Origin of the sequence: Nocardiopsis sp. LOL_012 (assembly GCF_048060475.1) — a bacterium.
In the GTDB taxonomy this organism is placed as follows: domain Bacteria; phylum Actinomycetota; class Actinomycetes; order Streptosporangiales; family Streptosporangiaceae; genus Nocardiopsis.
Genome location: NZ_JBHMIV010000044.1, coordinates 27,957 through 40,811, shown reverse-complemented (window position 1 = coordinate 40,811; position 12,855 = coordinate 27,957). Strand labels below are relative to the sequence as shown.

The 12,855-nt window shown below is 68.9% G+C and carries 9 protein-coding genes and 1 pseudogene; 7 read left to right on the top strand and 3 right to left on the bottom strand.

Annotation, left to right across the window (positions count from 1 at the left end; all coding sequences use genetic code 11):
* Window positions 1-115: pseudogene (locus ACFHWE_RS21565) on the bottom strand (ATP-binding protein); the annotation flags it as partial.
* Between the two features lie 225 nt (window positions 116-340).
* Between ACFHWE_RS21565 and ACFHWE_RS21560 the strand changes: the two are divergent.
* Window positions 341-1,201 (top strand): helix-turn-helix domain-containing protein, encoded by an 861-nt coding sequence (locus tag ACFHWE_RS21560; RefSeq protein ID WP_416603626.1) that lies wholly within the window; start codon window positions 341-343, stop codon window positions 1,199-1,201.
* Between the two features lie 3 nt (window positions 1,202-1,204).
* A complete protein-coding gene (locus ACFHWE_RS21555) occupies window positions 1,205-1,447 on the top strand; it encodes a DUF397 domain-containing protein (RefSeq protein WP_416603625.1) in 243 nt (80 codons plus the stop codon).
* 107 nt (window positions 1,448-1,554) lie between these two features.
* Here ACFHWE_RS21555 and ACFHWE_RS21550 read toward each other — a convergent pair whose 3' ends face one another.
* A complete protein-coding gene (locus ACFHWE_RS21550; protein WP_416603623.1) occupies window positions 1,555-2,079 on the bottom strand; it encodes a hypothetical protein in 525 nt (174 codons plus the stop codon).
* A 234-nt stretch (window positions 2,080-2,313) separates the two neighbouring features.
* Between ACFHWE_RS21550 and ACFHWE_RS21545 the strand changes: the two genes are divergently transcribed.
* The 4 genes from ACFHWE_RS21545 (at window position 2,314) to ACFHWE_RS21530 (ending at window position 10,564) form a co-directional block, all read left to right on the top strand.
* Entirely contained in the window at window positions 2,314-4,380 is a 2,067-nt protein-coding gene (locus ACFHWE_RS21545; RefSeq protein ID WP_416603621.1) for a hypothetical protein, read from the top strand.
* Window positions 4,381-4,467: 87 nt separating this feature from the next.
* The gene (locus ACFHWE_RS21540) at window positions 4,468-6,099 is read left to right on the top strand and encodes a type I restriction-modification system subunit M (RefSeq protein ID WP_416603619.1); all 1,632 of its coding nucleotides are present in this window, start codon (window positions 4,468-4,470) and stop codon (window positions 6,097-6,099) included.
* Window positions 6,096-7,295, top strand: coding sequence for a restriction endonuclease subunit S (locus ACFHWE_RS21535; RefSeq protein ID WP_416603618.1), 1,200 nt, complete (start codon window positions 6,096-6,098; stop codon window positions 7,293-7,295). Before ACFHWE_RS21540 ends, ACFHWE_RS21535 begins: the two co-directional genes overlap by 4 nt.
* Window positions 7,292-10,564: a type I restriction endonuclease subunit R gene (locus ACFHWE_RS21530; protein ID WP_416603617.1), complete on the top strand. Its 3,273-nt coding sequence runs from the start codon at window positions 7,292-7,294 to the stop codon at window positions 10,562-10,564. Before ACFHWE_RS21535 ends, ACFHWE_RS21530 begins: the two co-directional genes overlap by 4 nt.
* Window positions 10,565-10,726: 162 nt before the next feature.
* Here the strand turns inward: ACFHWE_RS21530 and ACFHWE_RS21525 are convergent, their stop codons facing one another.
* Window positions 10,727-11,140 carry a hypothetical protein gene (locus ACFHWE_RS21525; RefSeq protein WP_416603616.1) on the bottom strand — a complete coding sequence of 138 codons (414 nt, stop codon included), beginning with the start codon at window positions 11,138-11,140 and terminating at the stop codon, window positions 10,727-10,729.
* A gap of 636 nt (window positions 11,141-11,776) precedes the next feature.
* On the opposite strand from ACFHWE_RS21525, the gene ACFHWE_RS21520 reads away from it, so the two are divergent.
* Window positions 11,777-12,814, top strand: a complete 1,038-nt coding sequence (locus tag ACFHWE_RS21520) for a trypsin-like serine peptidase (protein WP_416603614.1) — start codon at window positions 11,777-11,779, stop codon at window positions 12,812-12,814.
* Window positions 12,815-12,855 lie beyond the last annotated feature (41 nt).

Here is a 12,855-nt window from a genome sequence, read left to right as displayed (position 1 = left end):
GGTAGTGGGCGCGGTCGGCGCGGCCGGTGAAGTAGTGGCGACAGCGCGGCGGCACCAGCGCACCGAGGGGGACGGTCACCTCGGGCAGCGCGGCCAGCGGTGTGGTTGTGGACATGGCGGACACACTCCTTGCGCATAGCGGCGTGAACAGGGGTTGCGTGGTGCCCGTTGGAGGAGTCTCACGGTTGCCGTGATGCGCGGAACGGGCAGGGCGTAGCCTGACCAGGAGACTCTCAGTGAGACCCCGGTCACTGGCTACGCATTCGATAGTGACTTGCGCATCCACTCTTGTCAACGAGAAAAAGTGGTTTCCATAAAAAATCTCAGCTAGGCTGCCCACATGCCAACGCCATACAGCCCCAGCATCCGACGACGACGTCTCTCGTCCGAACTCCGACGTCTTCGCGGCGAAGCAGGGCTCACCCTCGCCGAAGCCGCCAAGCAGGCTGGTCTGGGCCGATCAAATCTCGGCAAGATGGAACAGGCCGAGTCCAAGACCGTCCCCGCACCAGCTCTGGACAAGCTCTTGGACCTGTACGAAGTACACGACTGCCAGGCCCGCGACGCCTTGCACGCTCTTGCGCGAGATGCCAAGCAGCGCGGCTGGTGGTCGAAGTACAAGGGCCTCTTCGATGACGACCGCGCGCTTCCGGACTTCGAAGCTGAGGCTTCGACCATCCGGACCTTCGCTGGCCTCTGTGTCCCGGGCCTGCTGCAAACACCCGAGTATGCCCACGCGCTGTTCGAAGGCGGTCGGTACACCTCCCTGCCCGCGATCGAGCGGAGAGTTGCCTTCCGGATGGCTCGCCGGGAGATCCTGACCCGAGTGCGGCCTGCTCACTTCCGTGCGGTCCTCGATGAAGCTGCCCTGTGCCGTGTCATCGGTGGACCAGCCATCATGCAGGAACAGATGGCACATCTGTTGCACATGGCCGAGATGCCGAACATCGACGTACAAGTCATCCCGTTCCGCACAGGCTCCCACGCAGGGCTCACCGCCCCCTTTACGATCCTGGACTTCCCAGATCCTCGGGATAGCTCCATCGTCTACGTTGGGACTATCGCCGGTTCCGTCTTCTTCGAACAGGAAGACGAAGTAGAGCGTTATAACGTGAACTATGGAGACCTGCAAGGGTCCGCACTGAGCACCAAGCAGTCCGCCGCTCTCATCCAGGAAACCGCGGACTCACTGAGAGAGTGACCATTGACTTATCTGACGTTCCGGAAGAGTAGCTACAGCGGCCATGACCAGGACTGCGTCGAGGTCGCGCACATCCCCTCCGGCTTCCGCAAGAGCAGCTACAGCGGCCGGGGCCAGGACTGTGTCGAGGTGGCCGACCTCCCCTGCGGTGCGGCCGTCCGCGACTCCAAGCACCCCGACACCGGGCACCTCCCCTTCCCCGCAGCCGAGTGGGCGGGCTTCCTCTCCGCCGCCCTCTCCCGGTAGCCGCCCCGAACCCCGCTCCCACTCGGGATGATCTTGCTACCAGCGCAGGAAAATGGCCCTGATCCTGCGCTGGTGGCAAGATCACGGCGGTTCAGGGCACCTCACCCCTACCCGGCACTCTCGCCGGGCAGCAGGTGCGGACTGCCCTCCACCTCCCGGAGCCACCCCTCGTCCACCAGGTGCCGAATGATGAGCGCGCCCTCCCACCGGCTCCAGCCGAACACCGCTTCCAGCTCGCGCCAGGTCGGCCCGTTCCCGTACTTCTCGGCGTGGTCGCCCGTGTAGGCCGCCACCCACGGCTCCATGCCGTGGACGGCCCGGCGCGCCCGCAGCCCTTGTTCGGTGGACAGGGTCCACTCACCCTCCGCCTTCCGGGGCACGCGCCCCGCGCCGGGGGCCTGTCCCGACTCGGCCAAGCGGACGGAATGGGGGCGCTCCCTCTTGGAGGTCAGGTGCCAGCCCTTGCAGTCCGGGCAGCGGTAGGCGCGGCGGGGCAGCTTGTCCGCGGTCGTCTCCGCACGGCTGCGGATGGCGACGAGGGCGAGTTCGGCGCTGATCCGGTCCTTGAACCAGCGCTTGCCGCAACTGCGCGGACGGGTCTTCTTCCGAGGACGGGGACGGCGTCGGCCCATCGGGGGTCCTTCGCGTCGGCCGGTGCCGCCGGGCACCGGGGGTTCCGGGTAGGGGAAGGCGAGCGGGCCGTCCGCTCGCGCCGTGGGAACAACGGTAACCGGACGCGAGGATCAATGCGCGTGGCGAACTGACAACCCCTGTTATCAGAGAAGTGGCCACATGAACCCGGATTCTGTTCTAGGGTGGCTCCACCGCCGTACACCCCCCAGCACCGAGAGCGAGGAACCACTCCGATGCCGTCAGCAGCCCCACGGCTCTCCCTGGCCGACATCGCGGCCCTCGCCCGGGTTCAGCGCCCGGTCGTCTCCACCTGGCGGCGACGCCACCCGGACTTCCCGGCGGCCGTGGCCGAGGAGGGAAACCGCACCTGGTTCGACGGCCGCGCGGTGGCCGACTGGCTCACCACCACCGGGCTGGGCAACACCTCCGCCGACGACATCGCCCCGGAACTGGCAGCGCACGGACTCGTCCGCCTCGCCGAGGAGATCGGCGCGCAGCGCCTCGTCTCCGTCATCGGCGCTCTGCTGTGCCTACACCACACCGACGACAAACCGCTCTCCGGCACCACGCCGGGCGCGCTGCTCGCCCGCGTGGAGCGCATGGACCCCGACGACGAGTTCTTCTTGCGGGAGCTGGCGGAGGACCCCGGCCTCTCCGTCCGTCTGGCCCCCGTCGCCGAGGACCTGATCGAGGCCGCTTACTCCCCCGGCGGCGCCCACGAGCACCTCATGTCCCACCGGCACCGGCTCGGACTCACCGGCCCGGACACCGGCTCGCTCTCCCCCGAGCTGCGGGACCTGGTGGTCGCAGTCGCCGATCCGCTGGGCCACGCCTCCGGCGACGACACCCTCACCGTCGCCGACCCGCACGCGCTCTGCGGCGACCTGCTGCACGACATCGTGTCCGCGCTCGACGACCCCGAAGACAGTACGGTCATCGCCGCCGAGCGCAGCCCCGAACTGGCCCGGCTCACCCGCCGCCGCCTGCTGCTGGCCGGGGTACCCGAGATCGACCTGGACGTACAGGCGGGCGGCGAACTGGAGGAGGGGCTGGCCGACCTCGACCTGATCGTGACCACCCTGCCCTACCAGGCCGGGGAGAGCCGTTCCCGGGTTCGGGCGCTGGAGGAGATCGAGGAGTTGAGCGTGCTGCTCCGCCCCGGGCGCACCGCCGTCGTCGTCGGCCCCGCCGACACCCTGGTGGGCGAACTGGACCCGGGCACCGCGAATATCCGCTGGCGTCTGTTGAGCAGCGGCCTGGTGGAGTCGGTGACCACGCTCCCCGGCGGCGCCGACCCCTACCGGCCCTGGTACGGGTGCGCCCTGTGGACCCTGCGCCGGGACCCGGTCACCGACGCGCGCGGCCGGGTGCTCGTCAACGACATCGGCTCCCGGGCGCTGGACGGGGACACGGTCCGCAGCCTGGCCGAGGACATCCTGCTCTGGCGGGCCGAAGGCCACCACCTGGGCGGCCACGACGCCCGGTACGGGCTGCCCGTGCCCGTCAGGGACATGAAGGACCGGCGCACGGAACCGCTGGTACCGCCGGGGCCGCCGGTGTCGCGGGTGGTGTCCCAGACCGTCCGCGACCGCCCGGCCCTCATCGCCGAGGCGGAGACCCGGCTCTCCGAGGCCGAGGGCCGGGCGCGCGTGCACGCCGACGAGCAGGGACCGCTGCGCGGCGCTCTGGTGCGCCGCACCGGCCCCCTGCCGGAGCGGGTCACCGTGAACGCCCTGATCAGGCAGAACCGGCTCACCTCGGTCAAGGGGCACCGGATCGCCGACGAGCACATCGACCCGGACGGGCAGTTGCCCGTGCTCGGGCCGGACGAGGTGCTGGGGCGGGCGCCGCGCGGCGGTCGGCGGGTCGACCGGCTGGTGCTCGCCGCAGAGTACCCGCACGCGGCGCTGACCTTGCCCGGAGACGCGGTGTACACGGCCGGCGCGGAGTTCGGGGTGCTGGTCGACCACGAGGGCTCCTCGGTGGTGTCCTTCCCCGCCCGCGTGCTGCGGGTGAACCCGCAGGCCCGCCGCGCGCTGACGCCCCGGGTTCTGGCGCTGCTGCTGGAGGGGGTCCGCTCCGTGCAGGGGCCGCCCGGGTCCGCACGGTCGCCACGGGGGATCGGGGAGGTCGCCCTGCCCGACCTGCACCCCGGCGAGGTGGCCCGGCTGGACGCCGTGCTCGCCGAAGCCGAGCGCAGACGCGCGCTGCTGGACGAGCAGTACGCCGAACTCGACACCATCCGCCGCCTGAGCGCCGCCGGGTTCGCGGACGGGACCCTCGCCGCCCCCGACAACTGACAGACTTCTGCACACCCCCGCCGTCCCGCCCCCTCCTCGCTGTTTCAGAGGGGCCGCGCACGGCACGACGACACCGAAGGAACACCTATGCCGCCACGCAAGCGCGCCAAGGGCCAGCAGGCCGAACTCTTCAGCGCCTCCAGCCCCGAGCAGATCCGGGCGATCCTGTGGAAGGCCGCCGACCAGTTGCGCGGGTCCATGGACGCCGCCCAGTACAAGGAGTTCGTGCTCGGGCTGGTCTTCCTCAAGTACGTCTCCGACGCCTTCGCCGAGCGCAGGCGGGAGATCATGGCCGAACTGGAGGAGGACGGCGTCCCCGAGCACCGCCGGGGCGCCTTCCTGGAGGACCAGGACTCCTACAGCGAGGAGAACGTGTTCTGGGTTCCGGAGAAGGCCCGCTGGGGCTACATCTCGGAGAACGCGGCCAGCGCTGACGAGGGCGTGGGCAAGCTCATCGACGACGCGATGGGCGAGCTGATGCGGGAGAACCGGGCGCTGACCGGTGTACTGCCGCAGATCTTCAACCGCGACAACGTCGACCAGAATCGGTTGAAGGGCCTGGTGGACCTCATCAGCGACGCCCGGTTCGCGGGAGGAGAGGAGAAGACCGCCCAGGACGTGCTCGGGGAGACCTACGAGTACTTCCTGGAGCAGTTCGCGCGCGCCGAGGGCAAGCGGGCCGGTGAGTTCTACACGCCCAAGAGCGTGGTGGAGCTGTTGGTGGAGATCCTGGAGCCGTACCAGGGGCGGGTCTACGACCCGTGCTGCGGCTCGGGCGGCATGTTCGTGCAGGCGCAGAAGTTCGTGGAGCACCACGGCGGGCGCGACCGCACGCACGACATCGCGGTCTACGGCCAGGAGGCCAACGAGCGCACGTGGCGGCTGGCCAAGATGAACCTGGCCATCCACGGCATGGACCCCGAGGGCGTGGGCAAGCGGTGGGCGGACACCTTCGCCGACGACAAGCTGCCCGACCTGAAGGCCGACTACGTGCTGGCCAACCCGCCGTTCAACCTGCACCCGTGGGAGCGCAGCACCGAGGACCGGCGCTGGCGGTTCGGGGTGCCGCCCGCCAACAACGCCAACTTCGCGTGGTTGCAGCACATCGTCGCCAAGCTGGGCGACCGGGGGAAGGCCGGCGTGGTGCTGGCCAACGGGTCGATGTCCTCGCAGTCCTCCGGTGAGGGCGAGATCCGCAAGGCCATGGTGGACGCCGACCTGGTGGCGTGCATGGTGGCGCTGCCCGGCAACCTGTTCCGGACGACGGCGATCCCGGCGTGCCTGTGGTTCCTGGTCCGGAACAAGGGGGCGCAGGGCGCGGACGCGACCAACGACCGGCGGGGAGAGGTGCTGTTCATCGACGCCCGGGAACTGGGCGAGATGGTCAACCGCACCGAGCGGGTGTTCACCGCGCAGGAGGTCGAGCGGATCGCCGACACCTTCCACGCCTGGCGGGGGACGGCGTCGGCGCGAAAGAGGAAGCTGGAGTACGAGGACGTGCCGGGGTTCGCCTACTCCGCCAAGCTCCAGGAGATCGCCAAGCACGAGTACGTGCTGACGCCGGGGCGGTACGTGGGAGCGGCCGAGGTCGAGGAGGACCCGAACGCCGAACCGGTGGAGGAGAGGATCGCCCGCCTGACGAAGGAGCTCTTCGAGCACTTCGACGAGTCCAAGCGCCTTGAGGCGACCGTCCGCGAGCAGCTCGGGAGGATCGGATGAGCGAGTGGCGAGAGTTCACGATCGGCGATATCGCGGAGGTCTTCGACGGCCCTCATGCGACTCCGAAAAAAGTCAATCATGGCCCTTGGTTCCTCAGCATTTCCAGCTTGAGGAGTGGTCGTCTTGTTCTCTCGGAGTCTGCGCATGTGAACGAGGAAGACTTCACCAAATGGACTCGCCGCGTAACCCCCCAACCAGGAGACGTCCTATTTTCCTACGAAACCAGGCTCGGCGAGGCCGCCCTCATGCCTCAAGGAATTCGAGCCTGCTTGGGGCGACGCATGGGCCTACTACGACCGAAAAAAGAAGTCGTAGATTCCCGTTTCTTGCTTCTCGCTTACCTGTCCCCACGATTCCAAGAGACCATCAACTCACGCAAGGTCCCAGGGGCCACAGTCGACCGAATACCTTTGGTTGATCTGCCGGGTTGGCCAATCCACCTCCCTACGATGACCGAACAGCAGTCCATAGCTGAAGCACTCGGCGCGCTGGACGACAAGATCGCCGTCAACGAGCGCATCACTGCCCTCTACGGGGAGATACTCCAGACCCAGTTCGACCGCATCATCAACGCTGACGAACAAGGTCAAGTATCTGACCTTCCAGCCACAGAGCTTGTCGACTTCAACCCGAAGACAGGGAAGCCCTCAGAAGAGAACGCTGTCTACGTCGACATGGCAGCACTGCCGACCGACCGTGCACCGATCTCCTCCTGGAGTCACCGCAAACCCAAGTCGGGAAGCCGTTTCATCAACGGCGACACTCTTCTCGCTCGTATCACTCCATGCTTGGAGAACGGAAAGACTGGATATGTCGACTTCATGGAGGACGGGCAGATCGGCATGGGGTCGACAGAGTTCATCGTCCTGCGCTCCCACCCTGAAGTCCCCCAGGAGTTCAGCTACTTCCTAGCTCGGAACAAGAAGTTCCGGAATCACGCTATCCAGAAGATGGCCGGAACTTCAGGACGCCAACGAGTCAACGCCAAGGACGCATCGAACTTCCTGATTCGCAAGCCGACCAAGGAAGAGCTCAACTCCTTCGGGGAACAATCTTCGAAGGCATTTGCGCACATCCGATCTCTCACCGCCGAATCCCGCACTCTCGCCTCGTTGCGCGACACACTGCTCCCCCAACTGATGTCGGGGAAGCTCCGGATCAAGGACGCCGAGACAATCGTGGAGGACCGCGTATGACACCCCCCGGGCCCGGCACCACCACCTCCGACCGTTCCCCCTTCCGACGGGTCACCGAGGCCGACTGGGAGCAGCACGCCCTCGACGAACTCGGCGAGCTCGCCTGGCTGCCCGGCACCGGCAAGGACTTCCCGATCGACCCCGAGGGCCAGCGCCGGGCCTGGGACGACCCCACCCTCCACCACGACCTGCGCGAGGCCGTGGAGCGGCTCAACCCCGGCCTGACCCCCTCCGCGGTGGACCAGGCCCTGACCATCGCCACCACCCCGGCCTCGCGCGAGCCGCTGCCGGAGAACCGGACCGCCCACGCCTACCTCACCTCCGGGGTCCGGCTCACCTACACCGACGAGTACGGCGCCGAGCACTCCCCCACCGTCCGCCTGGTGGACTTCCGCGACCCGCGCTCGAACACCTTCCGCGCCGTCAACCAGGTGCGGCTGCTCGACGGCGACCACGAGCGCCGGTTCGACCTCGTCCTGTACGTCAACGGCCTGCCCCTGGCCGTGGTCGAGCTCAAGAACGCCTCCGACGAGAGCGCCACCCTCGCCGGGGCCCACGCCCAGTTGGGCACCTACGCCGACGAGTTCCCGGCCGCGTTCCGCTACAACGTGCTGTGCCTGGTCTCGGACGGGGTCACCGCCAAGTACGGCACCCCGTTCACGCCCTTCGAGCACTTCGCACCGTGGAACGTGGACGGCGACGGCCGCCCCAAGGACAGCCCCGAGTTCGAGTACGGCCCAGACGACACCCCCGACGCCCTCGCCCTGGCGCTGCGCGGTCTGTTCGACCAGGCCCGCTTCCTGGACCTGGCCCGCAACTTCACCAACTTCACCAGCGGCGGCGGGAAGCAGGGCAAGCGCGTCGCCAAGGCCCACCAGTACTTCGCCGTCACCAAGGCGCTCAAGGCCGTGGTGACGGCCTCCCGGACCAACGGGCAGGCGGGCGTGGTCTGGCACACCCAGGGTTCGGGCAAGTCCGAGGAGATGGTGTGTCTGAGCGGGCTGGTGGCGCGCGAGCCGGCGCTGAACAACCCCACCACCGTGGTCCTCACCGACCGTACCGACCTCGACGACCAGCTCATGGGCACCTTCCAGGCCAGCCGGGACCTGCTGGGCACCGACCCCGTCCAGGTGGACAGCCGCCAGGAGCTGCGCGAGACGCTCGCCCGCACCAACACCGGCGGGATCGTCTTCACCACCCTCCAGAAGTTCGGGCGCACCAGGGAGGAGCGCGATTCGGGGGCCGACCACCCCCTGCTCTCCGACCGGCGCAACATCGTGGTCATCGTCGACGAGGCGCACCGCAGCCACTACGACAGCCTGGACGGCTATGCGCGCCACCTGCGCGACGCCCTGCCCCACGCCACGCTCATCGCCTTCACCGGAACCCCCATCTCCAAGGCCGAGGCCGACACCCGCGAGGTGTTCGGCGCGGGCAAGGACTACATCGACGTCTACGACCTGCGGCGGGCCGTGGAGGACGAGGCGACCGTGCGCGTCTACCACGAGCCGCGGCTGATCGAGATCTCGCTGCCCGAGGGCGTGGACGCCGCCGACATCGACGACCGCGCCGACACGCTCACCGCCGCCATGGACGACGCCGAGCGCCGCAAGGCGCTCAGGGCCGCCCTGGACATGAAGAACAGCATCTACGGCGCCCCCGACCGGGTGGCGGCGCTCGCCAGGGACCTGGTCGACCACTGGGAGGAGCGGTCGAAGCGGGTCCGCCCGCACCTGGGCGGGCCCGGCAAGGCCATGCTGGTGTGCGCCACCCGCGAGGTGTGCGTGCGGGTGTTCGACGCCCTGGCGGAGCTGCGCCCGGAGTGGGTGGGCGAGGGTCCCGACCGGGGCGTGATGAAGGTGGTCTTCCACAGCGAGCCCTCCGACCCGGCCGAACTCAAGGCGCACGCGCTGCGCCCCTCGGGGCACCGGACCGTGCAGGCGCGCGCCAAGGACCCCGACGACGAACTCCAGCTGCTCATCGTCCACTCGATGCTGCTCACCGGCTACGACGCGCCGCCGATCCACACCATGTACATGGACCGGCCGATGCGCGGGGCGGGCCTGATGCAGGCGCTGGCCCGGGTCAACCGGCGCTTCCGCGGCAAGCGGGACGGCCTGCTGGTGGGCTACGCGCCGCTGACCGACAACCTCCAGAAGGCGCTGGCGGAGTACTCGCCGCGCGACCGGGAGGACCAGACCCTGGGCCGCGGCATCGACCGCGCCATCACCGAGCTCCGCAACGAGTACGACACCATCTGCGGCCTGCTGTCGGGGATCGACTGGCGGCGGCTGCTGGGGGCCGCCCGCGACGACGCGCGCAAGCACGCGCTGGGGATGGTGGCCAACCACCTCACCTCCCCGGAGAACCGGCGCAGACCCGAGGGCGGGGACGGCAGATCGCTGTCGGAGCGCTTCCGCGAGAGCGCCACCAATCTGGAGCGGTTCTACCAGCTGTGCTCGATGAGCTCGGAGATCAGCGCCCGGTTCGGGGACCTGGAGCACTGGCGGCGCGACATCGCCTTCTTCGTGGAGCTGCGCGCCTGGGTGGTGAAGATCGAGGCCGCCGAACGCGAGGCGCGGGGCGAGGCGCTGCCCGCCGAGATCAGCATGTACCTGTCGCAGTTGGCGGCCTCGGCGGTGGATGCCGAGGAGATCACCGACCTGTACGCCGAGGCGGGGATGGGGCGGCTGGACATCACCCGCCTCAACGAGGCCGAACTGCGCCGCATGCAGCAGTCGGAGACCCCGCACCTGGCCACGGAGGCGCTGCGCCGCCTCGTCCAGCGGAAGATGGGCGAGGTGACCCGGCACAACGCGATCAGCCGGGAGCGCTTCACCGAGCGCCTGGAGAAGCTGATGACGCGCTACATGCGCGAGCAGCTCACCAGCGCCGAGGCGCTGGCGGCGCTGTTCTCCCTGGCCGAGGAGGTGATGGCCGAGGCGCGGCGCGGGGAGACCTTCGACCCGCCGCTCAACGACGCCGAGCTTGCCTTCTACGACGCCGTGGCCACGCACGGCACCGCCCAGGAGCTGATGGGCGACGACGTGCTGGCCGACATCGCCCGCGCCCTGGTCAAGGACATCCGCAAGAACCTGAGCACCGACTGGCTCTCGCGCGAGCCGGTGCGGGCCAAGCTGCGCAACCGGGTGCGCCGCCTGCTGGCCAAGTTCGACTACCCGCCGGACCAGGAGAAGAGCGCGATCGACTCCGTCATCAAGCAGATGGAGGCCTTCGCCCAGGACTGGGCGCCCGCCGCCCGGGGATAGGCGGGTCCGGGCGTTGGGCCGGTCGACCCCTGTGCTGGTGCAGGGGTCGGCTACCTGCCCCCTGCACCAGCACAGGGGTCGCGGTAGTCCAGGCTCCCCGGCGCTCTGGCCAGACAGCGGGTCAAGCGATCCGCGTCAGATCGCCTCTCCCGGCTGGAGCGTTCAGGAGCCGCACGCCACAAACGTTTCGATGCTCTCCAGGTACTCCTCCTCGGTGTCGAACCTCTCCCAGGAGGCATCGAAATACTGGTCGGCGAACTCGTACCCCTTCATCTCACCGCACCAACCCACCTCGGTTGCTTCCAAGGCGTGCCGCATCGCCTGGGCGACTTCGCTGTCGTCGGGAGCAGAGTTGCCGGTCTCCCATGCGTCGTCGACGACCCGGTACTCGCCGTCGGTTTCAACGAGAACACCCGAACGGAGCAGAAAGTCGATACCGTCGAAGTGTGGCAGGCCTGCGGCCTCCTCTTCCTCCCGGCGTTCCTCATAATAGGAGGTGATGTCCCCCATGACGGAGCCGTCTCCGTAGCTTTCGAACATCTCATGGAGGACATATGTATCGGCGGTCATCCTCACCCAGATAGCCGTCGCCCTCTCCTCCGTTACCTGGATTTCGGGGATGTCCTCGCCAGTCGACGCTTCCGTGGAGCAGCCGTTAACCTCGGGCTTTCACGGGGGCGTGACCACCAAGACCCCTGAACACACGGAAGGCGCCTCTGAACTGGGACAATCAAGGGTGTCGAAGCCTTTGACCCACAACGAAGCGACACCGGTGTGACCACTTTCGGCCACACCGGTGGTTTCCCTGATTCCCGCGCTATCCGCCCTGCCCCGGCCTGAGTCGAAAACACTCCCCCGAGATCGTCCGCGATCCCTTCGAGCGCGAGCGCGGCGGCAATGGTCCGGATGGTGAGTTCCTCGGCCTGGCCGGTTTCACTCATGAAACCGACCCAGCTCACATCTCATAGGGCACAGGGGACTCCTGCCGGCAAAACTTCAGAGGGCGAAACCGGGCGCTACCGTGCGCAAGGGACCCATTCCAGATCAGAACGGCCCTTTCGGGTGGCCGGTACCGGCCACCCCACCACCCGGGCCCCACACCCCCGACGCCGACCCCCGCCCCACCCACCGGGCGCGGTCCTCTTCCCACGAACCACAGGACACAAACGCAAGGTAGCTACTTAATTACTCAAAGTGTGCAAGGATCGGCGCATGACCTCGCCCATCGCGCACAAGATCCTCGCCCCCGCCGCCGCGGTCGCGGTCGCGCTCGGGGGACTCGCCCTCCTCGGCGTCCCGGACGGGACCGCCTCGGCCATCACCCAGGCGGTCCACACCCCCCACGCGGCCACCGCCACCACCCCCCTCGCACGCATGGAGGGGGTGGCCCACCAGAGCGGCGCGGTGACCCCCGTCCAGCGCCAGGCCGTCCTGGACTACTGGACGAGTGAGCGCATGGCCGCGGCCCTGCCCATCACCGGCTTGGTCGGGGACGCGCTGGAGGTCGCCGCACCCGAGGCGCCCACCGAGCGGCAGGCCGCCCCGCACGACAACAGCACCGGCGAGGTCTGGACCGGGGGCGGCGCGGTCACGCGCACCACCGGCAAGGTGTACCTGACGATGAACGGCCGCGACTTCACGTGCTCGGCCTCGGTCGTGGACTCGGCCAACCGCAGCACCGTGGTCACGGCCGGGCACTGCGCCAAGGACGGCAGGGGCTCCTGGGCGCGCAACTGGACGTTCGTCCCCGGCTACGACCGGGGGACGTCCCCCTACAGCCGCTACACCGCCCGCGAGATGCTGGTCCCCTCCCCGTGGGCGCGCGACGCCGACGACAGCCACGACTTCGCGATGGTGGTCCTCAACACCGACGGCGGCACGCCGGTGCAGAACCGGGTGGGCGCCCAGCGCATCGCCTTCGACCGGTGGCCGCAGGGGCGCACCGCGCGCGGCCCGCAGGTCTACGCCTTCGGCTACCCGGCGACCTCGCCGTACCGGGGCCGGTACCTGCACTACTGCTCGGGCCGGACCACCCCCGACAAGGGGGGCACCACCGCCCACGGCATGCGGTGCGTGATGACGCAGGGCTCCAGCGGCGGGCCGTGGTTCACCGGCTTCGACTCGGCGACCGGGCGCGGCACGGTCGCGTCGGTGGTGAGCTTCAAGTACGCCGACGACACCCGGACCCAGTACGGCCCGCGCTTCGGCGACGAGGCCCGGCGGCTCTTCGAGAGTGCCGAGCGGCTCTGACCCCCACCCGGGTGACATGCGGGAAGGGGCACGGCATACCG

Bases quoted from the DNA above. Each gene is read 5' to 3' on its own strand.
- ACFHWE_RS21560 (WP_416603626.1), top strand. From the start codon at position 341: ATGCCAACGCCATACAGCCCCAGCATCCGACGACGACGTCTCTCGTCC.
- ACFHWE_RS21550 (WP_416603623.1), bottom strand. From the start codon at position 2,079: ATGGGCCGACGCCGTCCCCGTCCTCGGAAGAAGACCCGTCCGCGCAGT.
- ACFHWE_RS21545 (WP_416603621.1), top strand. From the start codon at position 2,314: ATGCCGTCAGCAGCCCCACGGCTCTCCCTGGCCGACATCGCGGCCCTC.
- ACFHWE_RS21540 (WP_416603619.1), top strand. From the start codon at position 4,468: ATGCCGCCACGCAAGCGCGCCAAGGGCCAGCAGGCCGAACTCTTCAGC.
- ACFHWE_RS21535 (WP_416603618.1), top strand. From the start codon at position 6,096: ATGAGCGAGTGGCGAGAGTTCACGATCGGCGATATCGCGGAGGTCTTC.
- ACFHWE_RS21530 (WP_416603617.1), top strand. From the start codon at position 7,292: ATGACACCCCCCGGGCCCGGCACCACCACCTCCGACCGTTCCCCCTTC.
- ACFHWE_RS21520 (WP_416603614.1), top strand. From the start codon at position 11,777: ATGACCTCGCCCATCGCGCACAAGATCCTCGCCCCCGCCGCCGCGGTC.